The sequence below is a fragment of the Gordonia sp. PP30 genome (assembly GCF_023100845.1).
Lineage (GTDB): Bacteria > Actinomycetota > Actinomycetes > Mycobacteriales > Mycobacteriaceae > Gordonia.
In genome coordinates this window covers 1219807-1242058 of sequence record NZ_CP095864.1, presented here as the reverse complement: position 1 = coordinate 1242058, position 22252 = coordinate 1219807, and the positions used below count along the sequence as shown (strand labels likewise).

19 protein-coding genes and 1 tRNA gene are annotated in these 22252 nt (G+C 70.6%); 11 read left to right on the top strand and 9 right to left on the bottom strand.

The genetic code is table 11. The features are described 5' to 3' along the window. Positions 1–48: 48 nt before the first annotated feature. Positions 49–1029: a 4-hydroxy-3-methylbut-2-enyl diphosphate reductase gene (locus tag MYK68_RS05715; protein WP_247866832.1), complete on the bottom strand. Its 981-nt coding sequence runs from the start codon at positions 1027–1029 to the stop codon at positions 49–51. A 34-nt stretch (positions 1030–1063) separates the two neighbouring features. Here MYK68_RS05715 and MYK68_RS05710 point away from each other — a divergent pair, with 34 nt between their 5' ends. Genes MYK68_RS05710 through MYK68_RS05695 form a run of 4 tightly spaced genes read left to right on the top strand, consistent with a single transcriptional unit; the run spans position 1064 to position 3852 of the window. Continuing rightward, on the top strand, positions 1064–1765 hold the full coding sequence (locus tag MYK68_RS05710) for a lipid droplet-associated protein (RefSeq protein WP_247866831.1): 702 nt from the start codon (positions 1064–1066) through the stop codon (positions 1763–1765). Positions 1766–1769: 4 nt separating this feature from the next. Continuing rightward, positions 1770–3008, top strand: a complete 1239-nt coding sequence (gene xseA, locus MYK68_RS05705) for an exodeoxyribonuclease VII large subunit (RefSeq protein ID WP_247866828.1) — start codon at positions 1770–1772, stop codon at positions 3006–3008. Beyond that, complete coding sequence (locus tag MYK68_RS05700) at positions 3005–3214, top strand: exodeoxyribonuclease VII small subunit (protein WP_247866826.1); 210 nt, start codon at positions 3005–3007, stop codon at positions 3212–3214. The genes xseA and MYK68_RS05700 overlap by 4 nt, the downstream gene beginning before the upstream one ends. A gap of 11 nt (positions 3215–3225) precedes the next feature. Further along, positions 3226–3852, top strand: coding sequence for a hypothetical protein (locus MYK68_RS05695; protein ID WP_247866824.1), 627 nt, complete (start codon positions 3226–3228; stop codon positions 3850–3852). Between the two features lie 16 nt (positions 3853–3868). Here MYK68_RS05695 and MYK68_RS05690 read toward each other — a convergent pair whose 3' ends face one another. After that, entirely contained in the window at positions 3869–4423 is a 555-nt protein-coding gene (locus tag MYK68_RS05690) for a DUF4245 domain-containing protein (RefSeq protein WP_247866822.1), read from the bottom strand. Between the two features lie 119 nt (positions 4424–4542). Between MYK68_RS05690 and glpX the strand changes: the two genes are divergently transcribed. The 3 genes from glpX (at position 4543) to MYK68_RS05675 (ending at position 7958) form a co-directional block, all read left to right on the top strand. After that, positions 4543–5529 (top strand): class II fructose-bisphosphatase, encoded by a 987-nt coding sequence (glpX, locus tag MYK68_RS05685; RefSeq protein ID WP_247866820.1) that lies wholly within the window; start codon positions 4543–4545, stop codon positions 5527–5529. A gap of 4 nt (positions 5530–5533) precedes the next feature. Beyond that, positions 5534–6337 (top strand): immunity protein CdiI family protein, encoded by an 804-nt coding sequence (locus MYK68_RS05680; RefSeq protein WP_247866819.1) that lies wholly within the window; start codon positions 5534–5536, stop codon positions 6335–6337. Between the two features lie 79 nt (positions 6338–6416). Continuing rightward, a complete protein-coding gene (locus MYK68_RS05675; RefSeq protein ID WP_247866818.1) occupies positions 6417–7958 on the top strand; it encodes a phospholipase C in 1542 nt (513 codons plus the stop codon). Positions 7959–7969: 11 nt separating this feature from the next. On the opposite strand, the gene MYK68_RS05670 is transcribed toward MYK68_RS05675, so the two are convergent. After that, positions 7970–8632, bottom strand: a complete 663-nt coding sequence (locus MYK68_RS05670) for a trimeric intracellular cation channel family protein (protein WP_247866817.1) — start codon at positions 8630–8632, stop codon at positions 7970–7972. A gap of 73 nt (positions 8633–8705) precedes the next feature. On the opposite strand from MYK68_RS05670, the gene MYK68_RS05665 reads away from it, so the two are divergent. The 3 genes from MYK68_RS05665 (at position 8706) to MYK68_RS05655 (ending at position 12605) form a co-directional block, all read left to right on the top strand. After that, the gene (locus MYK68_RS05665) at positions 8706–10406 is read left to right on the top strand and encodes a fumarate hydratase (protein WP_247866815.1); all 1701 of its coding nucleotides are present in this window, start codon (positions 8706–8708) and stop codon (positions 10404–10406) included. Between the two features lie 164 nt (positions 10407–10570). Continuing rightward, positions 10571–11965 (top strand): class II fumarate hydratase, encoded by a 1395-nt coding sequence (locus MYK68_RS05660; RefSeq protein WP_247866813.1) that lies wholly within the window; start codon positions 10571–10573, stop codon positions 11963–11965. 79 nt (positions 11966–12044) lie between these two features. Beyond that, positions 12045–12605, top strand: coding sequence for a Uma2 family endonuclease (locus MYK68_RS05655; RefSeq protein ID WP_247866811.1), 561 nt, complete (start codon positions 12045–12047; stop codon positions 12603–12605). A gap of 8 nt (positions 12606–12613) precedes the next feature. On the opposite strand, the gene selB is transcribed toward MYK68_RS05655, so the two are convergent. The 3 genes from selB to MYK68_RS05640 form a co-directional block, all read right to left on the bottom strand. Continuing rightward, the gene (gene selB, locus MYK68_RS05650; RefSeq protein ID WP_247866809.1) at positions 12614–14395 is read right to left on the bottom strand and encodes a selenocysteine-specific translation elongation factor; all 1782 of its coding nucleotides are present in this window, start codon (positions 14393–14395) and stop codon (positions 12614–12616) included. Continuing rightward, complete coding sequence (selA, locus tag MYK68_RS05645) at positions 14395–15711, bottom strand: L-seryl-tRNA(Sec) selenium transferase (protein WP_247866807.1); 1317 nt, start codon at positions 15709–15711, stop codon at positions 14395–14397. The genes selB and selA overlap by 1 nt, the downstream gene beginning before the upstream one ends. A gap of 26 nt (positions 15712–15737) precedes the next feature. Next, positions 15738–15833 (bottom strand) — tRNA-Sec (locus MYK68_RS05640). 33 nt (positions 15834–15866) lie between these two features. Here MYK68_RS05640 and selD point away from each other — a divergent pair. After that, positions 15867–16862: a selenide, water dikinase SelD gene (selD, locus tag MYK68_RS05635; protein ID WP_247866806.1), complete on the top strand. Its 996-nt coding sequence runs from the start codon at positions 15867–15869 to the stop codon at positions 16860–16862. Here selD and nrfD read toward each other — a convergent pair. Genes nrfD through fdnG form a run of 3 tightly spaced genes read right to left on the bottom strand, consistent with a single transcriptional unit; the run spans position 16849 to position 22252 of the window. Continuing rightward, a complete protein-coding gene (gene nrfD, locus MYK68_RS05630) occupies positions 16849–17952 on the bottom strand; it encodes an NrfD/PsrC family molybdoenzyme membrane anchor subunit (protein ID WP_247866803.1) in 1104 nt (367 codons plus the stop codon). The two genes, selD and nrfD, sit on opposite strands and share 14 nt — an antisense overlap. Next, complete coding sequence (locus MYK68_RS05625) at positions 17949–18983, bottom strand: 4Fe-4S dicluster domain-containing protein (protein WP_247866802.1); 1035 nt, start codon at positions 18981–18983, stop codon at positions 17949–17951. The genes nrfD and MYK68_RS05625 overlap by 4 nt, the downstream gene beginning before the upstream one ends. After that, on the bottom strand, positions 18983–22252 hold the full coding sequence (fdnG, locus tag MYK68_RS05620; protein ID WP_247866801.1) for a formate dehydrogenase-N subunit alpha: 3270 nt from the start codon (positions 22250–22252) through the stop codon (positions 18983–18985). The genes MYK68_RS05625 and fdnG overlap by 1 nt, the downstream gene beginning before the upstream one ends.

Below are 22252 nucleotides of genomic sequence, written 5' to 3'. Positions count from 1 at the left end.
TGCTGTCCGGTGGTCGCTGAGCAACCACGGAACAGCAGGCCGGACGTTCTAGGACGAGTTCCGGGCCGGGCGCAGCTCGCGCGGAAGCGCGAAGGTCAGCGTCTCCTCCGCCGTCGTGACGGTGTCGACCTGGGTGAAGCCGTGTTCGGCCAGCAGGTCGAGCACGCCGCGCACCAGCACCTCGGGCACCGACGCGCCGGACGTCACCCCCACGGTCGACACCCCGTCCAGCCAGGCCAGGTCCATCTCGCGCGCGTAATCGACCAGGTACGACGCCTGCGCACCGTTCTGCAGCGCCACCTCCACCAGGCGCACCGAGTTCGACGAGTTCTTGGATCCGACGACGATCACCAGATCGCAGTCCGGGGCCATCGCCTTCACCGCACCCTGCCGGTTCTGGGTGGCGTAGCAGATGTCGTCCGACGGCGGGTCGTTGAGCAGCGGGAAGCGCTCACGCAGCCGCTTGACGGTCTCCATCGTCTCGTCCACCGACAGCGTGGTCTGGGAGAGCCACACCAGTTTGGCCTCGTCGCGCACCTGCACGTCGTCGACATGATCGGGGCCGTCGACCAACTGGATGTGCTGCGGTGCCTCCCCGGCGGTGCCCTCCACCTCTTCATGGCCCTCGTGGCCGATCAGCAGGATGTCGTAGTCGTCGCGGGCGAAGCGCTTGGCCTCCTGGTGCACCTTGGTGACCAGCGGGCAGGTGGCGTCGATCGTCTTGAGGTTCCGGCGCTCGGCGGTGGCGTGCACCTCCGGCGACACCCCGTGCGCCGAGAAGACGACGATGGCGCCTTCCGGCACCTCGTCGGTCTCGCTGACGAAGATGGCACCGCGTTCGGCGAGCGTGTCGACCACATGCCGGTTGTGCACGATCTCCTTGCGGACATACACCGGGGCGCCGTGCTTGTCGAGTGCGCGCTCGACGGTTTCCACCGCCCGGTCGACTCCGGCGCAGTAGCCGCGCGGCGAGGCGAGCAGGACGCGCTTGGGCGAGTCTTGCGACGGGAAATGATCGGTATCGGCCATAACTCCCAGGGTACGGATGTGGCACAGTGAAAGCATGAGACGTCCTCCGTATCCCGCTCGCGTGGCCGCCGGCGTGCTGGTGACCACCCTCGACGAGACCAAGCGGTTGCCGACCCGGATCATCACCTTCCCGATGTCCGCGGTGAGCCGCGGGCTGCAGATGGGCATGCGGATCCAGCAGAACATCGCGGAGATGGCGATCAAGGGCGACGAGTTCTTCGCCCCCTTCTGCGATCAGCCGGAGGAACAGCCGTCGTGGGCCCGGTTCGACGACGACGAGGCCGTCATCAGCCTGCCCGAGCCCGAGCCGGCCCCGCCGACGACACTCGCCAAGGCAGCCGCGACCGCGCCGCCCGCCGCGAAGAAGACCGCCCGCAAACCGGCCCGCCAGGCCGCGCCGGTACCGGCGACGACGGCCCTCGATGCCGAGCCGCCGTCGGCCACCGCGGGACGCTTCGCGCTCTACAGCTCGCCGCCGGCCGACGCCGCGCCCGCCCCGGGGCCGGACGCAGCCGCGAAGCCCGCACCGGCCGCCGACGCGCCGGCGATCGCGGAGACCCTCGAGTACGACGGCCTCACCCTCGCCCAGCTGCGCGCCAAGCTGCGCGGTCTGTCCACCGACGATCTCGAGGCCCTGGCCGCGTACGAGCGGGCCGGCCGCAACCGCACCCCGTTCGTCACGATGATCGACAACCGGATCGCCAGCCACCAGAAGAAGTCGAGCCCGTCGGCGTGAGCGAATGACCGGTGACTCCGCGCCCAACACGGCGGAGAACCCCTGGCCGGTCCGCACCCTCAGCTTCAAGCTCGCCGAATGGATCCACCGCCTCGGCCAGGTCTGGGTCGAGGGTCAGCTGACGCAGGTCAACGCCCGGCCGGGCACCCGCACCGCGTTCCTCACGCTGCGCGACCCGGCCGCGGACATCTCGATCTCGCTCACCTGCGACCCGGACCTGCTGCGGCGCAGCGAGGTGCCGCTGACCGAGGGCGCCCGCGTGGTGGTCTACGGCCGCCCCAGCTTCTACGCCGGGCGCGGCACCCTGTCGCTGCGGGTCACCGACATCCGCCCGGTCGGCATCGGCCAGCTGCTCGCCCGTATCGAGCGGATCAAGTCGCTGCTGGCCGCCGAGGGACTGTTCGACGCCCGGCGCAAGCGGCCGCTCCCCTTCCTGCCGCACACCATCGGCCTGATCAGCGGCCGCGGCAGCGCCGCGCAGCGCGACGTGATCGCCGTGGCCACCGCCCGCTGGGGCCACGTGCGGGTGCGCCTGAGTGAGACGCCGGTACAGGGCCCCCTCGCGGTCCCGGCCATCGTCGAACAACTGGAACTGCTCGACGCCGACCCGCACGTCGAGGTGATCGTGATCGCCCGCGGCGGCGGCAGCGTCGAAGACCTGCTGCCGTTCTCCGACGAGACGCTGCTGCGCGCCGTCGCCGCGTGCCGCACGCCGGTGGTCAGCGCGATCGGCCACGAACCGGACAATCCACTGCTCGATCTGGTCGCCGATGTCCGCGCCGCCACCCCGACCGATGCCGCCAAACGCGTGGTGCCCGAGGTCGAGGCCGAACTCGCCGGCATCGAGGCGCTCCGCAACCGCAGCGCGCACGCCCTGCGCAACTGGGTCACCCGGGAACAGCGGCTGATCGACGGCCTGCGCGCGCGGCCCGTCCTCGCCCGGCCGCTGCGCCTGGTCGACGAACAACGTGCGGCCGTCGACCGGCTCACCGGTGACCTGCGCCGCTCCGTCCGGCACCACCTCACCGTCGAGCAGCACCGGCACGCACAGCTGTCGGCGCGCCTCGCGACCCTGGGGCCCGCGCAGACGCTGGCGCGCGGTTACGCCGTCGTGCAGCGGCTCGACGACGACGCGCCGCACGCGGTGAGCAGTGTCGATCAACTACCGTCCGGGGCGCGGGTGCGTATCCGGGTGGCCGACGGGGCCGCGCGCGCCGTCGTCGAACAGGAAGGACACCCGTGACCGACCAGGCACCCGTGGAATCACTCGGCTACGAGGCCGCCCGCGACGAGCTCGCCCAGGTGGTGGCGACGCTGGAGCACGGCGGATTGGGCCTCGACGAGTCGCTGGCTCTGTGGGAGCGCGGCGAAGCCCTCGCCACCCACTGTCAGGCGCAGTTGCAGGGCGCCGCCGAGCGCATCGAGGCCGCGCTGAACAGCGACGACTAGGTCATCGCCTCATGATCGAACGCCAGGACATCCCGTGGGGCCGCCCGCCGGTCCCCGGGATTCCGGTGCCGCCGTTCGACGACGCCGAACAGAGCCGGGCGTTCCATTCGGCACTGGCCGAACACGTCTTCTGCCTGGCGCGGGCCGCGGGCCGGTTCGATCCGGCGACCTTCGCCCTGCTGTCGATCCTGCCGGGCGCGGCACCGGGCACCGGCCTCGAGCCCTGGGTACTGCGGATCGCACTGTCGACGTTCTTCCCGGCACCCTGGACGCCGTGGAATCTGGCCACCGCGCTCAACGCGGCGGCGCTCGACGGATACCAGAGGTGGTTCATCGAACGCGACCGCATCGGTTACCACAGCGATCCCGAATTCTGGGCGGACCGTTCGCCCGACGGAAGCTGGACGTCGTACTTCCGGGAGCGAGGGCAGCTGCGACGCGACCGCGAGGCCGCCTCCGACGACGACATGGTGCTCCTGCTGACCGCGCACGTGCGCGCCCATCCCTACCCGTTCGGCTGGCGCGTCCGTGACGAGACGCGGATGGCAGCGCTCGCCGATCGCGCCGGACCGACCCTGGCAGCCTGGGAACAGCACGCCACCTGGCCGTACATCGCCGACCGTCTGACCGGCGACTGAAGCAGGCGATCAGCCGCTACTGATCCCGCGGCAGCGGCGACGCGGCGAGCACGGCCTTCGCGAGCACGGTCATGTCGTCCTCGGCGCCTGAACTCAGCACCGCGATCCGGACGTCGCCGAGGTCGGTGATCCACACCTTGTTGTTCTTCTCGGTGTCCAGGTAGGCGATCCAGTGGTGGCCGGCGATGGTCTTGTCGCCGGTACCGGTCACCGAGTCCCCGCCGAGGGAGCGCGCCAGCTGTTCCTCGGTGGCGCCGGACTGGGTCAGCTGAACGAAGTTGCCGTCCTTCTGCGCGGTGATCCAGCCGACGTTGCTGGCCAGCGAACTGCCGACATCGGTGGTGGAACCGGAGTTCGCGATCCACGCGGCGGGGACCGCCGGCTCGCGGATCGGGAACGGCATGGTCCGCGCGTCCGCCTTGAATCCCGCGGCGCTGTCGAAATGCGGGATGTTCTGTTTGGCGGCATCACCGGAGAAACTGCACTGGCTGAGTCCGGCGATCGCGGCGAAGACCGCACAGATCGCGAGCAGCGGGATCAGCGACCACACCATGTCCCGGCTGTCTTGCATTATCCGCGGTTTCTTCTCGGCCATGACGCCCAGTATCGCAGTCGGCCCCGAGCCGGAACCAATCGCCGGTCGTGACAGAATCAGAGCAATCTCACGCACCGACGCAAGGAGCCGACCACATGTCGAAGCAAGCCCCGGACCGCAACCTGGCCATGGAACTCGTCCGCGTGACCGAGGCCGCTGCTCTCGCGGCCGGCCGCTGGGTCGGCCGCGGCGACAAGAACGCCGGTGACGGTGCCGCCGTCGACGCCATGCGCGAGCTGCTGTCGACGGTGTCCATGCGGGGCGTCGTGGTGATCGGCGAGGGCGAGAAGGACGAGGCCCCGATGCTGTACAACGGCGAAGAGGTGGGCAACGGCGAGGGCCCCGAGGTCGACGTCGCCGTCGACCCGATCGACGGCACCACGCTGATGGCCGAGGGCCGCCCCAACTCGATCGCGGTGATCGCCGTCTCCGAGCGCGGCACCATGTACGACCCGTCGGCCGTCTTCTACATGAACAAGATCGCCGTCGGCCCGGAAGCCAAGGGCGCCATCGACATCACCCAGCCGGTCGCCTGGAACATCAACTCGGTGGCCGCCGCCAAGGGCATCGACGTGGCCGACCTCACCGTCGTCGTGCTCGACCGTCCCCGCCACGCCGAGCTGATCCGCGAGATCCGCGAGGCCGGCGCCAAGATCCGCCTGATCTCCGACGGCGACGTCGCCGGTGCGATCGCCGCCGCCGGTGACTACAGCACCGTCGACATGCTGATGGGTATCGGCGGCACCCCCGAGGGCATCATCACCGCCGTCGCTATGAAGTGCATGGGCGGCGAGATCCAGGGCCAGCTGTGGCCGAAGGACGACGCCGAGCGGCAGAAGGCGATCGACGCCGGCCACGACCTCGACATGGTGCTCACCAACGACATCCTGGTCCGCGGCGACAACTCGTTCTTCTGCGCCACCGGCGTCACCAACGGCGACATGCTGCGCGGCGTCACCTACCGTCCGAACGGCGCCACCACCCGCTCGCTGGTGATGCGCTCCAAGTCGGGCACCGTGCGCAACGTCGAGGCCCGCCACCAGACCGCCAAGCTGCGCGAGTTCGCCCGCCTCGACCTCTGACCCCATGCCCGAGACCAGTGGCGGCCTCCGCGCGTTCATCGACATCCGCGCGGAGGCCGCCGCCGTCTTCGGTGTGCTCACCGTCGCCGCGAACTGGCCACTCCTGCTGCCGGAGGGGATGACCGCCGACCGTCCGGTGAACGATGTGACGGCGGGCGCCGAGTTCCCGCTGCGCCTCGCCTGGCCGTTCACCGAGGCCGCGGAGCGGTCGACGACCGCGCGCTTCGGCGTCGTCGATGAGACCGCCGGGCGGCTGTCGCTGGAATTGCGCGACCCGCGGCGGCCCTTGACTCTGGTGTGGTCTGTCGAGCCGGTGCCCGGCGGCTCGGCGACCCGGGCCGGCGTCACCGTCGACGACCCGCCGCCGGATCTCTCGGAGTTCTCGTTTCAGCAGGCGGCGACCCGCGCACTGTACGGCCTCGCCGCGCTCGGCGAGGGCCCCGAACTCTGGGCGTCGACACCGCGCGGCTTCGAACCCAGGCCGAGGCAGGGCACCTGGGGCGGCGGAATGCCACCGGCGCGCCGCGTGATCCGGTTGTTTCCGGACTGGGGCCGCGACTACCCGCTGTGGGAGAACTCGGCCGGCGCCTGGGACGTCGGCTACACGACCGGTCCGGACACCTATTTCCTCTCTCCAGAGCTCGCGGGGCGGCTGGCCGCGTGGCAACGGGATTGGGAGGGCATCTTCGACGAGGATCGCGAGCCGGATCCCCGCGCCTCGGCCCGCTGGCGGACCGAGGGCGACGAGTTGGCCCGGCTCCTCGCCGACGAGGTGGCCGAGTACGCGGACGTCGAATACCGGCCCTGAGCGGCACGAATCGGGCATCTCGGCCGACTCCGCGGGTGAACCCGGCGCGAGCGCTCCGGGTGCGCTAGCGTCACCACTCATGGGGTCAGATCAGATCGCCGGGATGAACCGGCGGGAGTTCATGCGGCGCGTGGGTGCCGTCGGCGGTACCGCTCTGCTCACGTCGTGGGCGGCGCCGATCATCGAGAAGGCGTACGCGTCGGCCGACCCGGCCGGGACCGGCGGCCTGCACGACATCGAGCACATCGTGCTCTTCATGCAGGAGAACCGGTCGTTCGATCACTACTTCGGCACGTACTCCGGCGTCCGGGGCTTCGCCGACGCCGGTGACGCGCTCAAACAGCACGGCTGGGCACCCGGTAAGGGCCCCACCCGCACCGGCTACACGCTCCCCTTCCGGCTGAACACCCAGCACGACGCGTCGCTCGACGGCTCGTGCATCAACGACCCCGACCACTCGTGGCAGGGCATGCACGAGGCCCTCCACGGCGGGCGCAACGACCGCTGGCTGCCGATGTCGATCAAGGCGGTCGGGCCGAACAACGCACCCGCGCTGATGGGGTACTACGAGCGCGAGGACATCCCCGTGCACCGGCTGCTCGCCGAGACCTTCACGCTCTGCGACAACTACCACTGCTCGGTGCTCGGTCCCACCGATCCCAACCGCCTGTACTGGATGAGCGCCACCCTCGATCCGGACGGCACGCACGGCGGCCCGCTGCTGACCACGCCGACGATCATCCCGAAGAACGCCTACAGCTGGCGGACCATGCCGGAGAACCTGCGCGACGCCGGCGTCAGCTGGAAGATCTACAACAACCGCGATCTGGGCCCGATCTCGTCGGTGATCCTGGACGGCATGATGGGCTGCTTCAAGCAGGCACAGGACCCGAAGTCCGAGCTCTACCGGCGCGGCATCGCGCCCACCTACCCGGACGGTTTCGCCCAGGACGTCAAGAACAACCGGCTGCCGAAGGTCTCCTGGGTCATCCCACCGGTGATGAACTGCGAACACCCGGCGCTGCCGGCCGCCCTGGGCGCCGTCGGCATCGTGCAGCTGCTCGACATCCTGACCTCCAATCCGGCGGTCTGGGAGAAGACCGCGCTGATCATCAGCTACGACGAGAACGGCGGCTTCTACGACCACGTGGTCCCACCGACCGCGCCGCCCGGCACCCCCGGCGAGTACGTCACCGTCAAGAACCTGGCGAACGTGGACGGCGCCAAGGGCATCCGCGGCCCGATCGGTCTGGGCTATCGCGTCCCCGGTCTGGTGATCTCGCCGTATTCGCGCGGCGGCCTGGTCGCGTCGGAGACCTTCGATCACACCTCCCAGCTGCGGCTCATCGAGCGCCGCTTCGGCGTCGACGTCCCGAATCTGACGAAGTGGCGGCGCAGCGTGACCGGCGACATGACGTCGGCGTTCGACTTCGCCCGCAAGCCGAACGCCGCGCGCCCGCACCTCGGCGATCCGGTCCCCGAGATGAAGAACTCGCTGGTTCAGTGCGGGCCCAACATCGCCCTGGGCACCGCCGGAATGGGTATCGCCTACCCGGTACCGCCGAACCGGATGCCGCGCCAGCAGCCGGGCACGCGGCGCGCGCCCTCGGGCGTCGTCTGATCAGAGTCTGATCAGAGGCGATCGCGCCGCCACCGCGCCACGTACCACGGTTGCGGGCCGTGCCAGCTGAACCGCAGGGACGCCAGCCGCACCGCGGTGGCCATCGCGGCGCACGCCAGGCCCATCCACGGCTGGTAATGCGCGAAGCGGAGCAGCGCGGCGACCGTCGAGGAGCAGAGCAGCGCGGGGATCGCGTACAGGTGCTGCTGAGGCAGCAACACGCTCGGCACCTGACCGGTGAGCACGTCGCGGATCGCACCGCCACCGATCGCCGTGGTCATACCGAGCAGCGCCGATCCGGGCGCGTTGAGGCCCGCACTGTAGGCGATGACGGTGCCGGTCACCGCGAACAGGCCGAGGCCGATCGCATCGGTGATGTCCAGCGGCCAGCGGGTGTAGCGGAACGGCGGATGCCAGACGCACACCACGGCCCCGGCGATCAACGCGCAGATCAGGTACTGCATGTTGGTGAACGCGCTCGGCGGCGTATTACCGATCATGACGTCGCGGATCACACCGCCGCCGAGCGACGTCGCCACCGACAGCAGCATGATGCCGACGACGTCCAGGTGCCGGCGCACCGCTGTGAGCGCCCCGGACGCCGCGAAGGCCACCACTCCGGCCAGCTCGCCGATGTGGTGGAGCGTCGACGCCGCATCATTGATTCCCGTCACGGATACGAATCCTAGCCGAGTTAGGATGCACTAAGACGCAGGTCAGGGCGGGTGCTCCGTATCATCGAGACCCGTGAGTGAATCAGCCCCCGCCCCCGAATTCCTCTACTCCGATCTGCTGCCCGCCGATCACGACGACACCCCGTATCGCCTGATCACCAGCGAGGGCGTCTCGACCATCGAGGTCGACGGCCGGACCTTCCTGAAGGTGGATCCGGAGGCCCTGCGGAAGCTCACCGCGGAGGCGATTCACGACATCAGCCACTACCTGCGCCCGGCCCATCTGCGCCAGCTGCGGAAGATCATCGACGACCCGGAGGCCTCGGGCAACGACCGCTTCGTCGCGCTCGACCTCCTCAAGAACGTCAACATCTCGGCCGGCGGGGTGCTGCCGATGTGCCAGGACACCGGCACCGCGATCGTGATGGGCAAGAAGGGTGAGGGCGTGCTCACCGGCGTCGACGACGGCGAGTGGATCTCCCGCGGCGTCTACGACGCGTACACCAAGCTGAACCTGCGCTACTCGCAGCTCGCACCGCTGACCATGTACGACGAGAAGAACACCGGCACCAACCTGCCCGCGCAGGTGGAGATCTACGCGACCGAGCAGGGCCCGAAGGGACCCGAGTACAAGTTCCTGTTCATGGCCAAGGGCGGCGGCTCGGCCAACAAGTCGTTCCTGTTCCAGGAGACCAAGGCGATCCTGAACCCCAAGAAGATCCTCTCCTTCCTGGACGAGAAGATCCGCTCGCTGGGCACCGCGGCCTGCCCGCCGTACCACCTCGCCGTGGTGATCGGCGGCACCTCCGCCGAGTTCGCGCTCAAGACCGCCAAGTACGCCTCGGCGCACTACCTGGACGATCTGCCGACCGAGGGCGACATGACCGGTCACGGTTTCCGCGACACCGCGCTGGAGGAGGAGGTCTTCAAGCTGACCCAGTCCTTCGGCATCGGTGCGCAGTTCGGCGGCAAGTACTTCTGCCACGACGTCCGCGTGATCCGGCTGCCGCGCCACGGCGCGTCGTGCCCGGTAGCGATCGCGGTGTCGTGCTCGGCCGACCGCCAGGCGCTCGGCAAGATCACCGCCGACGGCGTCTTCCTGGAGCAGTTGGAGACCGATCCGGCGCAGTACATGCCCGACGCCGGTGTCGCCGAGGACATCGAGGGCGGCGCCGTGGTCGAGATCGACCTGAACCGGCCGATGGACGAGATCCTCGCCGAACTCACCAAGTACCCGGTCAAGACCCGGCTGTCGCTGACCGGCCCTCTGGTGGTGGCGCGCGACATCGCGCACGCGAAGATCGCCGAGCGCCTCGAGGCAGGCGAGCCGATGCCCGAGTACCTGAAGAACCACCCGGTGTACTACGCGGGCCCGGCGAAGACCCCCGAGGGCATGGCGTCGGGATCGTTCGGCCCGACCACCGCCGGCCGCATGGATTCGTACGTCGAACAGTTCCAGGCCGCCGGCGGTTCGCTGGTGATGCTCGCCAAGGGCAACCGCTCCAAGCAGGTCACCCAGGCCTGCGACGCGCATGGCGGCTTCTACCTGGGCTCCATCGGCGGCCCCGCCGCCCGCCTGGCACTGGACTGCATCAAGAGCCAGGAAGTGATCGAGTACCCCGAACTCGGCATGGAGGCCGTCTGGAAGATCGAGGTGGAGAACTTCCCCGCCTTCATCGTCGTCGACGACAAGGGCAACGACTTCTTCACCGATCCCTCGGGCGCCGTGAGCGTCCCGATCTCCGGCGTCCGGATCCGCTCCAAGGAGCGCTGACCCGTCAGGGCCGAGCTCGTCGAGCGCAACGGGCGAGGACACTGCCCCGAGTGATGCGGTGACACGGCGGGGTTGTGGGGTCGTGACGACCCACAACCCGCCGTCTCAGATCCGCGCGCTAGAGTTAGGTAACCCTAAAGTTCTCTGGCGCGAGGAGCAGACCGATGACCGAGTACCGCATCGAGCACGACACCATGGGCGAGGTCAAGGTGCCCGTCGACGCCCTCTGGCGGGCGCAGACCCAGCGCGCCGTGGAGAACTTCCCGATCTCGTTCCGTCCGCTGGAACGCTCCCAGATCCGCGCCATGGGCCTGCTCAAGGCGGCCTGCGCACAGGTCAACTCCGACCTCGGGCTGCTCGACGAGACCAAGGCCGAGGCCATCATCGCCGCGGCCACCGAGATCGCCGACGGGCGCCACGACGACCAGTTCCCGATCGACGTGTTCCAGACCGGCTCGGGCACCAGCTCCAACATGAACGCCAACGAGGTGATCGCCTCGATCTGTGCCCGCCGCGGCGTCGACGTGCATCCGAACGACGACGTCAACATGTCGCAGAGTTCCAACGACACCTTCCCCACCGCGACGCACATCGCCGCCACCGAGGGCGTCGTCCGCGATCTGGTCCCCGCCCTGCAACATCTGGCCGACGAACTCGGCGTCAAGTCCGATACGTGGCGCACCGTGGTCAAGAGTGGCCGCACCCACCTGATGGACGCCGTGCCGGTGACCCTCGGCCAGGAGTTCGGCGGCTACACCCGGCAGATCGAGGCCGGTATCGAACGCGTCCAGAGCACACTGCTCCGCGTCGGTGAACTGCCGATCGGCGGCACCGCGGTCGGCACCGGACTCAACGCCCCGGACGGCTTCGGCACCAAGGTGGTCGCCGAGTTGCAGCGCCTCACCGGCGTCGAGGCGCTGGCGCTCGCCCAGAACAACTTCGAGGCGCAGGCCGCGCGCGACGGCCTCGTCGAACTGTCCGGCCAGCTCAAGACGGTCGCGGTCTCGCTGACCAAGATCGCCAACGACATCCGGTGGATGGGCTCCGGCCCGCTCACCGGTCTCGGCGAGATCGCGCTTCCCGACCTGCAGCCGGGCAGTTCGATCATGCCCGGCAAAGTGAATCCCGTCCTCCCCGAGGCCGTGACGCAGGTCGCCGCGCAGGTGATCGGGAACGACGCCGCCGTCACCTGGGGCGGCGGCAACGGCGCCTTCGAACTGAACGTCTACATCCCGATGATGGCGCGCAACGTGCTGGAGTCGATCACCCTGCTGGCGAACGTGTCCCGGCTGTTCGCCGACCGCTGCATCTCCGGGCTGGTGGCGCACGAGGACCGGCTGCGCACCCTCGCCGAGTCGAGCCCCTCGATCGTCACGCCGCTCAACAGCGCCATCGGCTACGAAGAGGCGGCGGCCGTCGCCAAGGAGGCCCTCAAGGAGGGCAAGACCATCCGGCAGACCGTGATCGACCGCGGCCTGATCGGCGACGCCCTCTCCGAGGAGGAACTCGACCGTCGTCTCGACGTGCTGAAGATGGCGAACCTCGACCGCGAGCGGTAGTCCACAACTCGCGGGTAGGGTCTGGCAGGCGCGCCCTCCCCCGTCTTCACTGGAGACATGACGGGGGAGGAACACTACGATGGCGACCATGACGACGCAGGTACGAGGTTTGCCCTACGGCAGGCCCCTGACCAACGCGGATCTGGACTCGATACCCGACGACGGGCATCGCTATGAGCTCATCGACGGCGTGCTCATCGTGAGCCCGGCACCGAGGCTACGTCACCAACGGGTATCCATGCGGCTCAGCGTCGTGTTGTTCAACGCCTGCCCGGACGACATCGAAGTTCTCGCCGCACCCTTCGATGTGGTCTTGGCCGGCGACACCACGATGCAACCGGATCTGATCGTCACCAGAACCGAGCACCTGACGGAGCGAAACCTGCCCGTTGCCCCGCTCCTCGCGATCGAGATCCTGTCACGCTCCACACGCACCTTCGACCTTCTTCTCAAGAAGGACCGCCTCGCCCGCGCCGGCTGCCCGCACTACTGGGTGGTCGACCCCGACGAGCCGTCGATCACCGCCTGGAGCCTCGGTGACGGCGACTACGTCGTCGCCGCCGAGGCCACCGGCGACCGGCCCTTCGCGGTCACCGACCCCTTCCCCGTCGCCTTCGCGCCGAGCGATCTCGTCCTCTGACGCGCGGATCAGCGCACGACTTCCCGGTGTCCGCCGTCGATCCGGCGGGTCCAGCCGCGGGCATCGAGGTGTTCCAGCAGCGGGATCGCCACGCGGCGCGAGGTGTGCAGCGCCCGTCGCGCCTCCGAGGTGGTGAACGGCTGCGGCAGCCGCACCAGTTCCCGCATGGCCAGGGCCGGGGACGTCGGCAGCAGCACCAGACCGTCGGCCAAGCGCAAGAGCCGGCCGCTCCGCTCGGCCGCAGCCAGTTCCCTCGTGCCCAACCGCAAGCCTGCCAGATCGTCGGCCTCGGGAGCGGCGAACGGCGCCGCCCGCAGACGACGCTCCAACTCCCCTATCCCGGCTTCGGCCTGCCCCAGATCGCGCCGCAACTCGGGCAGGAACAGGAGTCCGCCGTCGGCCGTCACCCCGGCACCGCCGACCACGGCCGCCAGCAACGCCGGATCCGGCAGCGCCAGCACATCGCGCGCCGCCCCGTACGACAACCCGGCCGCCAACGGGTCACGCTCGTGCAGATCGACGACGGCCCCGCGCAGCCGCGCCTGCCAATCGCCGAACACCTGCTCGCTCACCCACCAGTCGCCGAGCACGACGACCCCGTCGGGCACCGCCGCGGTGTCGAGTCCCAGTTCCGCCAGCCGCGCGGCGGGCACCGCACCGCCCCTGGCCACCTCGTCGGCCGCACCGGCGGAATCATCGAACCCGGACAGCGCGTCCGCGCGGCGCGCCGCATCGCCGCGGCGGCGCAGCGGCGGCGGATCGACGTCGAGCACCATGCCGCCGCCGACGATCCGTCCGGCCGCCGGATCGTGCAGCAGAAGACGGTCGTCGCGCTGCAGCGGGAGCGGCCGCGCGAGGGTCAGTCGCAGGTGCGCGTCGCGCAGCGGCCGGGCCCGGGCCGGAACGGCCGCCGTCCCGGCGTGCACCGTCAGCCACTCGGGCACGTCGCCGGTGGCATCGGTCCGCACCACATCGACGACGGCCACCGACCGCCACGCGCGCGGGGTCGCCAGCGCGTCGCCGCGGCGGATCTCCTCCGCGCCGGCGCCGCGCAGGTTCACCGCCACCCGGCTGGTCGGCCGCACCACACCGGCGTCGCGGCCGTGCGTCTGCAGGCCGCGGACCGTCACCGTGCGCCGCCCGTCACGCGCGTGCAACTCGAGTCGGTCGCCGTCGGCGAGGCTCCCGGCCGCGAGCGTGCCGGTGACCACCGTGCCCGCACCGGTGATGGTGAACGACCGGTCCACCCACAGCCGGACCCGTCCGGTGTCCGACGGCGCCGGTGAGCCGCCGAGGACGGTGTCGAGCGCGGCGCGCAGCTCGTCCATTCCGGTTCCCGCGACGGCGGAGACACCGACCGCGGGCACCCGCGCGAGCCCGGTCCCGGCCAGTTCGGCGCGTGCCTGCGCCACCACCTCGCGCACGCGCTCCGGCCCGGCCCGGTCGGTCTTCGTGACGACGATCAGTCCCCGCTCGATACCCAACGCGCGCACCGCATCCCGGTGATCGGACGACTGCTCCTGCCAGCCCTCGTCGGCCGCCACCACGAAGCACACCACCGGCGCCGGGCCGATCCCGGCGAGCATGTTCCCGAGGAAGCGCTGGTGCCCGGGGACGTCGACGAAGCCCACCTCGCGGCCGGACGGCAGGGTGGTCCAGGCGAACCCGAGATCGATGGTGAGCCCACGCCGTCGTTCGTCCTCCCAGCGGTCGGGCTCCATCCCGGTGAGCGCCTTGACCAGCGTCGACTTCCCGTGGTCGACGTGCCCGGCCGTCGCGACGACGAACATCAGGGCACGGCGTGCGCGGCCAGTACCGCCGCGGCGACGCGTTCATCGTCGGCCTCCGGAACGCACCGCAGGTCGATCAGGGCGGCGCCGTCGTGCACGCGCGGCACCACCGCCGGGGTGCCGGTGCGCAGCGGCCGCGCGAGCGACTCCGGCAGCCGCACCGCGTATCCGGGCAGCGGCACGCCGGGCGCGCCTCCCCCGCCGACCCGGCCGTCGTGCTCGACGACGGTCCCCCCGACCCGCGCGGCGAGGGCCTCGGTGCGCTCCCGCAGCCGCTCCGGATCGGCGTGCAGGGACCGCATCACCGGAGCCGCGGACCCGGCGACGGTGGCCTCCAGCGCGGCCAGTGCGAGCTTGTCGATGCGGACGGCGCGGGCCAGCGGATGCCGGGACAGCCGCTGCACCAGCGGAGCCCGGCCCAGGATCAGCCCGGCCTGCGGACCGCCGAGCAGCTTGTCGCCGCTGGCGGTGGTCAGGTCGGCGCCGTCGTTCAGGGTGGTGGTGGCGTCCGGCTCGTCGGGCAGCAGCGGGTCGGGTGCCAGCAGCCCACTGCCGAGGTCTACGACCAGCGGGATCCCGCGCTCGGCGGCGGGACCGGCCAGCTCGCGCACCGAGACCCCGGACGTGAAGCCGGTGACCCGGAAGTTGCTCGGGTGCACCTTGAGGATGCAGCCGGTGTCCGGCCCGATGGCATCGAGGTAGTCGCGCAGGTGGGTGCGGTTGGTGGTGCCCACCTCGCGCAGTCGTGCGCCGGTCGACGCGATCAGGTCCGGCAGCCGGAAGCCCGCGCCGATCTCGATCAATTCGCCGCGGGAGACGATCACCTCGCGTCCGGCGGCCAGGGCGGTGGTCGCGAGCACCAGCGCCGCCGCCCCGTTGTTCACCGCGAGGGCATCCTCGGCGGCCGGGCAGGCCGCCAGCAGCGCGGCCCGCGCCCCGACGCCGCGTTTGCTGCGGACTCCGGCGTCCAGATCCATCTCGACGTCCACGTATCCGGCGGCGTCGACCAGCGCGGCGATCGCGGCAGGCGGCAGCGGCGCCCGCCCGAGGTTGGTGTGCACCACCACCCCGGTCGCGTTGATCACCGGGGTCTGCGACACCGGACGGGCGGCGGCCAGGTCGTCGGCCAGGGCCCGGGCGACGTCCTCCGGGGCGAGTTCACCGCGCCGGGCCCGCTCCGCGGCGTCGCGCACCCGCGCAGCCACCACGTGCTCGGCGAGTCGTGCGCGGGCCGCGGCGACCTCGGGCAGCGCGAGCAGCACATCGGTGCGGGGGATGCGACGACGCGGATCACCTTGCGCGGCAATCTGATTCATCGCGACCTCTCACATCCGGCACAAGTTGGCGGAGACGGACGGGAATCGAACCCGCCAGACCGAGATACTCGATCTCACCGGTTTTGAAGACCGGGGGGCCCACCAGGAACCCAGACGCCTCCGCTGACCAACATAGCGGCCTATCCTCGGTTGGTGTGAGCGACCTGAAGCGACTGACCGATTACGCGCACGGCGGCGGGTGCGCGTGCAAGATTCCCGCGGGCGAATTGGAGGAGGCGGTGGCCGGGCTCGTCGGCCAGACCTCCCCGGATGTCCTGGTCGGCCTCGATGACGGCGACGATGCCGCCGCCGTCCGGATCGCCGACGGTCTCGCGGTGCTCTCGACGGCCGACTTCTTCACTCCGGTGGTCGATTCGCCCTACGACTGGGGCGCGATCGCAGCGGCGAACGCGCTCTCCGACGTCTACGCGATGGGCGGGCGCCCGGTGGTGGCGATCAACCTGGTCGGCTGGCCGCGCGGCGTGCTGCCGATGGAGATGATGACCGAGGTGCTGCGGGGCGGCCTCGACATCGGCGCACGGGCTGGGTGCCCGGTGATCGGCGGTCACACGATCGACGATCCCGAGCCGAAATACGGCATGGCGGTGACCGGTGTCGCCGACCCGGACCGCTTGCTGCGCAACGACTCCGCGGCCGCCGGGCTCCCGCTCACCCTGACCAAGCCGATCGGTGTCGGTCTGCTGAACAACCGGCACAAGCGGACCGGTGAGGTGTTCGCGGGTGCGATCGCGTCGATGACCGCCCTCAACCGGGAGGCCGCCGCGGCGGCGCTCGCGGCCGGTGCCCGCGCGGCGACCGACGTGACCGGTTTCGGCCTGCTGGGCCACCTGTACAAGATGTGCCGCGCCTCCGGGGTCTCGGCGGTGCTCGACGCCGCCGCGGTGCCGGTGCTCGAGGGGGCCCGCGAGGCCCTGCGCGACGGGTTCGTCTCCGGCGGCACGCAGCGCAACCTGGACTGGGTCCGGCCGCGGCTCTCCGCCGGGGCCGGGATCAGCGAGGACGACCTCCTGCTCCTGGCCGACGCCCAGACCTCCGGCGGCCTGCTGGTGGCCGGCGAGGTGCCCGGCTACCCGGTGATCGGCCACCTGGTGCCCGCCGACGGCGGCCCGGCCGGCATCACAGTCCGGTGATCGCGTCGCCGGTGATCCCCTCGGCACGACGCCGCGCGAGGCGCCGCTTCTGCGGTTCGATCGTGTAGCGCGGATCGGCCGCCGACTCCAGACCCGCCTCGAAGACGCCGAAGCGGGTGCACGCCGAGGCGGCGAGCAGCGTCGCCCCGGACAGCGCGGCCACGCCGCGTCGCACGCGCCCCCGGCGACCACCGGCCAGCAGGGCGCCGACACCCCCGGCGACGGCGAGTCGTTCCGCCCAGCGCATCAGTTTCCCGGGTGTCCCGTGGTGCAGCGGCTCAATGGCCACCGGGTCGGCCCGCTTCTCCATCACCCGGGTCGCGATCACGTCACCGATCACCCCCAGCACCGCGAGGTTGCGGGCGGGTCCGGCCTCCGGTGCCGGTGTGGTGACGAGTGCGGCGCCGGCGGCCGCGAGACTCGCCGAGCTGACGAACACGAACGGCAGTTCCCGGTGCACCGCGTTCCAGGTCGGCATGGCGGTGTCGCCGAGCAGCACGGCCGTGTACGCGGCGAGCGGGGCGGCCAGGCCTGCCGCGGCCACCCCGGCGGTCGGCTCCACGGCGCGCATCACCGGGCGGAGCGGCCCGAGCGGCAGCCGGTCACCGGTGAGCCGGTCCACCTCCCCGGCCGCGGCCACCCCGATGAAGCTGCTGTAGCCCACCAGGATCCAGGAGCCCACGCTCATCGGCGAGGTGACCTTGAAGGTGCGCAGCATATGCAGGAAGCGTTCGGGCCGGCCCAGATCCGCCAGGAGCGCGACGGCGCCCAGGCCTGCCGCACCCAGACCGGCGAGCCGGGTGTTGCGGCGCAGGACCGGCCGGCCGGTCAGTTGCGCGCCGAGGGCGAGGAGACCCGATCCCCCGGCGACACCGCCGAGGAAGAGATAGGCGCCGACCGGCCATTCCCACGGCGGCGCCTTGACCACCGGGTGACCGTAGTAGCCGCGCGCGTCGAGGTGCTCCACCTCGGCCTGCGGCACCATGAGGTCGTCGCCGCGGCGACCGGGCCCCTTGCCGCCGCCCTTGCGTCCCTTGCCTTTCCGCGGTGGACGCGGCGGGCGGAACTGGTCGTACTCCGAACTCGTCATCGGCTTCTCCCGGAGCGGTCCCGCCAGGAACCGAGGAACGACACGGCGACAGCCGCGGCCATCCCGGCCACCGCCACCCCGGCGCGCTTGTACATCGACGGCAGGTCCGCGGTGCACACGCGCGGATCCGGCGGCAAGCCGTAGACCTCGGGCTCGTCGAGCAGGAGGAACACCGAACCGGTGCCGCCGACGCCGTCGTGCTCGTTGGCGCCGTAGAGCCGCGCCTCGGTCATTCCCTGCGCGTGCAGCTGCTCCACCCGCGCGTGTGCCTGCGCCACCATGTCCCTGCGGTCCCCGAACTTGATCGAGGTGGTCGGGCAGGTCTTGGCGCACGCCGGAGTCTCGCCGTCGCGCAGCCGGTCGTAGCAGAGGGTGCACTTCTGTGCGATGCCCTTGTTGGGAACCTCCGGCTGCTCGCCCTTGCGCTCGCCCTGCCGGGTGGTCGGCGCGGCGGTGCCGTCGCTGCGCCGCTCCACCACCCCGAACGGGCAGCCCGCGACGCAGGTGCCGCACCCGTTGCAGATGTCGGTCTGCACCACGACGGTGCCGAACTCGGTGCGCATCATCGCCCCGGTCGGGCACACGTCCAGGCAGCCGGCGTGCGTGCAGTGCTTGCACACGTCCGACGACATCAGCCAGCGGAACTCCGGAGTGTCCGGCGGCGTCGTGTCCGGTCGTTCCCCCTCCGTCGGCGCCTGCTCGGCCGCGGACGACGAGCCGCGCATCTGCGGCATACCGAGCCCGACCAATCGCGCGCCGGACTCCCGGGCCGCGGCGATCCGTTCGGCGTCCTGCTCGATGAAGGCGACGTGCCGCCAGGTGCTGGCGCCGAGCGAGACCGAGTTGTCGTACGACATCCCGGTGAACTCCAGATCACCGTCCCGCGGGTTGCGGTTCCATTCCTTGCACGCCACCTCGCAGGCCTTGCAGCCGATACAGATCGAGGTGTCGGTGAAGAAGCCGCGGCGTTCTTCATGGACCGGCCAGTGCGCGTCGGCGCTGGGGTCGGACGGTCCGGTCAGCTGGCCCATCAGGCACCTCCCTCCATCGGCTCGGTCCCGGTCGTCTCGTCCGGAACCGTATCCTCCATCGCCGAATGAACGATGCGGTGGCGCGCGGTGACCGCCGACGCGGCCGCGATCTCCGGCGGCACCGTGAGCCGGACGTTGTCGGTCTCCACCGTCGTTCCGGCGCGTTGCTGATATTCGCGCACCAACTCGTCGACGGCCGCGCCCTGCGGTCGTCGCCCGGCGACCACCGCGCACGAACCGACCTTCGACTCCTGGATGAAGACGTTCGGATCCATGGTGACGCCCACCAGGTCGTTGGCCGCATCCCCGGCGACCACCGCATCGCTGCCCACTCCCCAGTGATAGGGCAGGCCGACCTGATGCACCACCCGGCCGTTGATCTGCAGCGGTCGCAATCGGTCGGTCACCAGCACTCGGGCCTCGATCGCCGCACGCGGTGAGATGATCGTCGCCCAGCCCTCGTTCACCAGCCCGCATTCGGCGGCCAGCTCCGGGGACACCTCGCAGAACATCTCCGGCTGCAGTTCGGCCAGGTACGGCGACCAGCGGCTCATGCCGCCCGCGGTGTGGTGCTCGGTGAGCCGGTAGGTGGTGAACACGTACGGGTACACGTCGTCGCCCGGCTGCCCGGCACTGGGGGCATCGAGGTTGTCGGTGCGCGGCATGGTGAGCCGCGCCGGCGCCTGCTGCTGCGGGTAGAGGGCGTTCGCGACCGGCGATTCCTGTGCCTCGTAGTGCGTCGGCAGCGGGCCGTCGACCAGCCCGGTCGGGGCGAACAGCCAGCCCTTACCGTCGGACTGCATGATGAACGCGTCGTCGCCGCCGATCGCGTCAGCGCCGGTGGCGCCGTCCGGCGGCACGGTGCCCGGGGCCCGGGTCGCCGGGAAGTCGACGACGTCGGCTCCGGTCCAGCGGCCGGCCTCCTCGTCCCACCAGACGTACTTCTTGCGCTCGCTCCATGGCCGGCCGTCCCGGTCGGCCGAGGCGCGGTTGTAGAGGATCCGCCGGTCGGCGGGCCAGACCCAGCCCCACTCCGACTGGGTGACGCCGGGCCCGCCCTGCGGCACCCGGCGCGCCGATTTGTTCACGCCGTCGGCGTACACGCCGGTGTAGATCCAGCAGCCGGCGATCGTCGAGCCGTCGGCCTTGAGCTGGCCGAACGAGGTGAGCGGTTCCCCCGCGCGCTCGCCGGTGAGATAGCGGCCGTTGATCTCCGCGAGCACCGACTCGGGAATGATCTCACCGTCCTCGTCGACTGGGTAATCCCAGGTCAGGTCGAGCAGCGGCCGGTCCCGGGGATCGTCGGAGCCCGCGAGGCGCTCGCGGATCCGCTTGCCGAGTTCGTAGTAGAACTCCAGCTCGGACTGCGCCTGCCCCGGCGGGTTGACGGCCTTGTGACGCCACTGCACCATGCGCTGTGTCTGGGTGAACGAGCCCGCCTTCTCCACGTGGGTGGCCGCCGGGAGGAAGAAGACCTCGGTGCCGATCTCCTCGGTCTTGAGTTCACCCGACGCGATCTCCGGGCCCTCCTTCCACCAGGTCGCACTCTCGATCATGTTCAGATCGCGCACCACCAGCCACTTCAGCTTGGCCATCGCCATCCGCTGCTGGCGGCTGTTGGCCGAGCCGACGGCCGGGTTCTGGCCGACGACGAAGTAGCCGTCGACCTTGCCGTCGAGCATGTCCACCACCGTCTGGTAGGTGCCGGCCGGCCCGTCCAGGCGCGGCAGATAGTCGTAGCACCAGTCGTTGTCGGCGGTCGCCGCATCGCCCCACCAGGCCTTCAGCAGGCTGACGGTGTAGGCGTCCGCGTACTCCCAGTAACCCTTGTGCGTTTCCGGGCGGATCGCGTCGAGGTACTGCCCGAGGGTGTCGTGCCGGCCGGCCGACGGCATCGGCAGATAGCCGGGCAGCAGGTTGAACAGCGTCGGGATGTCGGTGGAACCCTGAATGCTCGCATGTCCGCGCAGCGCCATGATGCCGCTGCCCGGACGTCCGACGTTGCCCAGTAGCAACTGCAGGATCGACGCCGTCCGGATCACCTGCGCGCCCATCGTGTGCTGCGTCCATCCGGTCGCGTAGCCGATACAGCCGGTGCGCTCGGGGCCGGAGTTGTCGAGCATCGACTCGGCCAGGTACACGAACTCGTCCTCCGGGACGCCGCACATCTGGGCGACCATCTCCGGGGTGTACCGGGCGTAGTGCCGCTTGAGGATCTGGAACACCGTCCGCGGATCCTGCAGCGTCTCATCGCGCTCGTCCGCGTACTGCCACGACGTCTGATCGTAGGTGCCGGTCTCGCCGTCGAACCCGGAGAACAGCCCGCCGAGGTCCTCCGCATCCTGGTATTCGGCGTCAATCAGGGTCGCCGCGTTGGTGAAGGCCACCACGTAGTCGTGGAAGTACCGCTCGCGGCTGATCGCATAATTGATCAGCCCGCCGAGCAGCACGATGTCCGATCCGGCGCGGATCGAGATGTGCCTGTCGACCACCGCCGAGGTGCGGGTGAATCGCGGATCGACGTGGATCACCCGGGCGCCGCGTGACCTGGCCTCAGTGACCCACTGAAATCCGACGGGGTGCGCTTCGGCCATGTTCCCGCCCATGAGCAGGATGAAATCCGCATTGGCCATGTCCTGCAGGGACTGGGTGGCGCCGCCGCGGCCGAACGAGGCTCCCAGACCGGGAACCGTGGCGGAGTGTCATATGCGCGCCTGATTCTCGATCTGGATCGCGCCGGCGGCGGTGAAGAGCTTCTTGATGAGATAGTTCTCTTCGTTGTCGAGCGTGGCGCCGCCGAGTGAGGCGATGCCCATCGTCCGGCGCAGCGGCCGGCCATGAGCGTCCACGTCCTGCCAGTGGTGGCGGCGCGCTTCGATGAACCGGTCGGCGATCATGTCGATCGCGGTGTCCAACTCCAGGTCCTGCCACTGTGTGGCGTACGGTGCCCGGTAACGGATCTTGGTCTGCCGCAACGGGTTATTGACCAGTTGCTCGCTCGAGCTGCCCTTCGGGCACAGTCGGCCCCGGGAGATCGGCGAATCCGGGTCGCCCTCGATCTGGATGACCCGATCATCTTTGACGTACACCTTCTGCCCGCAGCCGACGGCGCAGAACGGGCACACACTCTGCACCACGCGGTCGGCGGTCGTGGTGCGCGACTCCATCTTCTTGGTGCGCGCCGATTCCACCGCGGGACCGCGGCCGAACGTGTCGCCGGAGCGGAGTTGCCGGATCACCGGCCATTCGAGGGGGCTGAACCTCGCCAT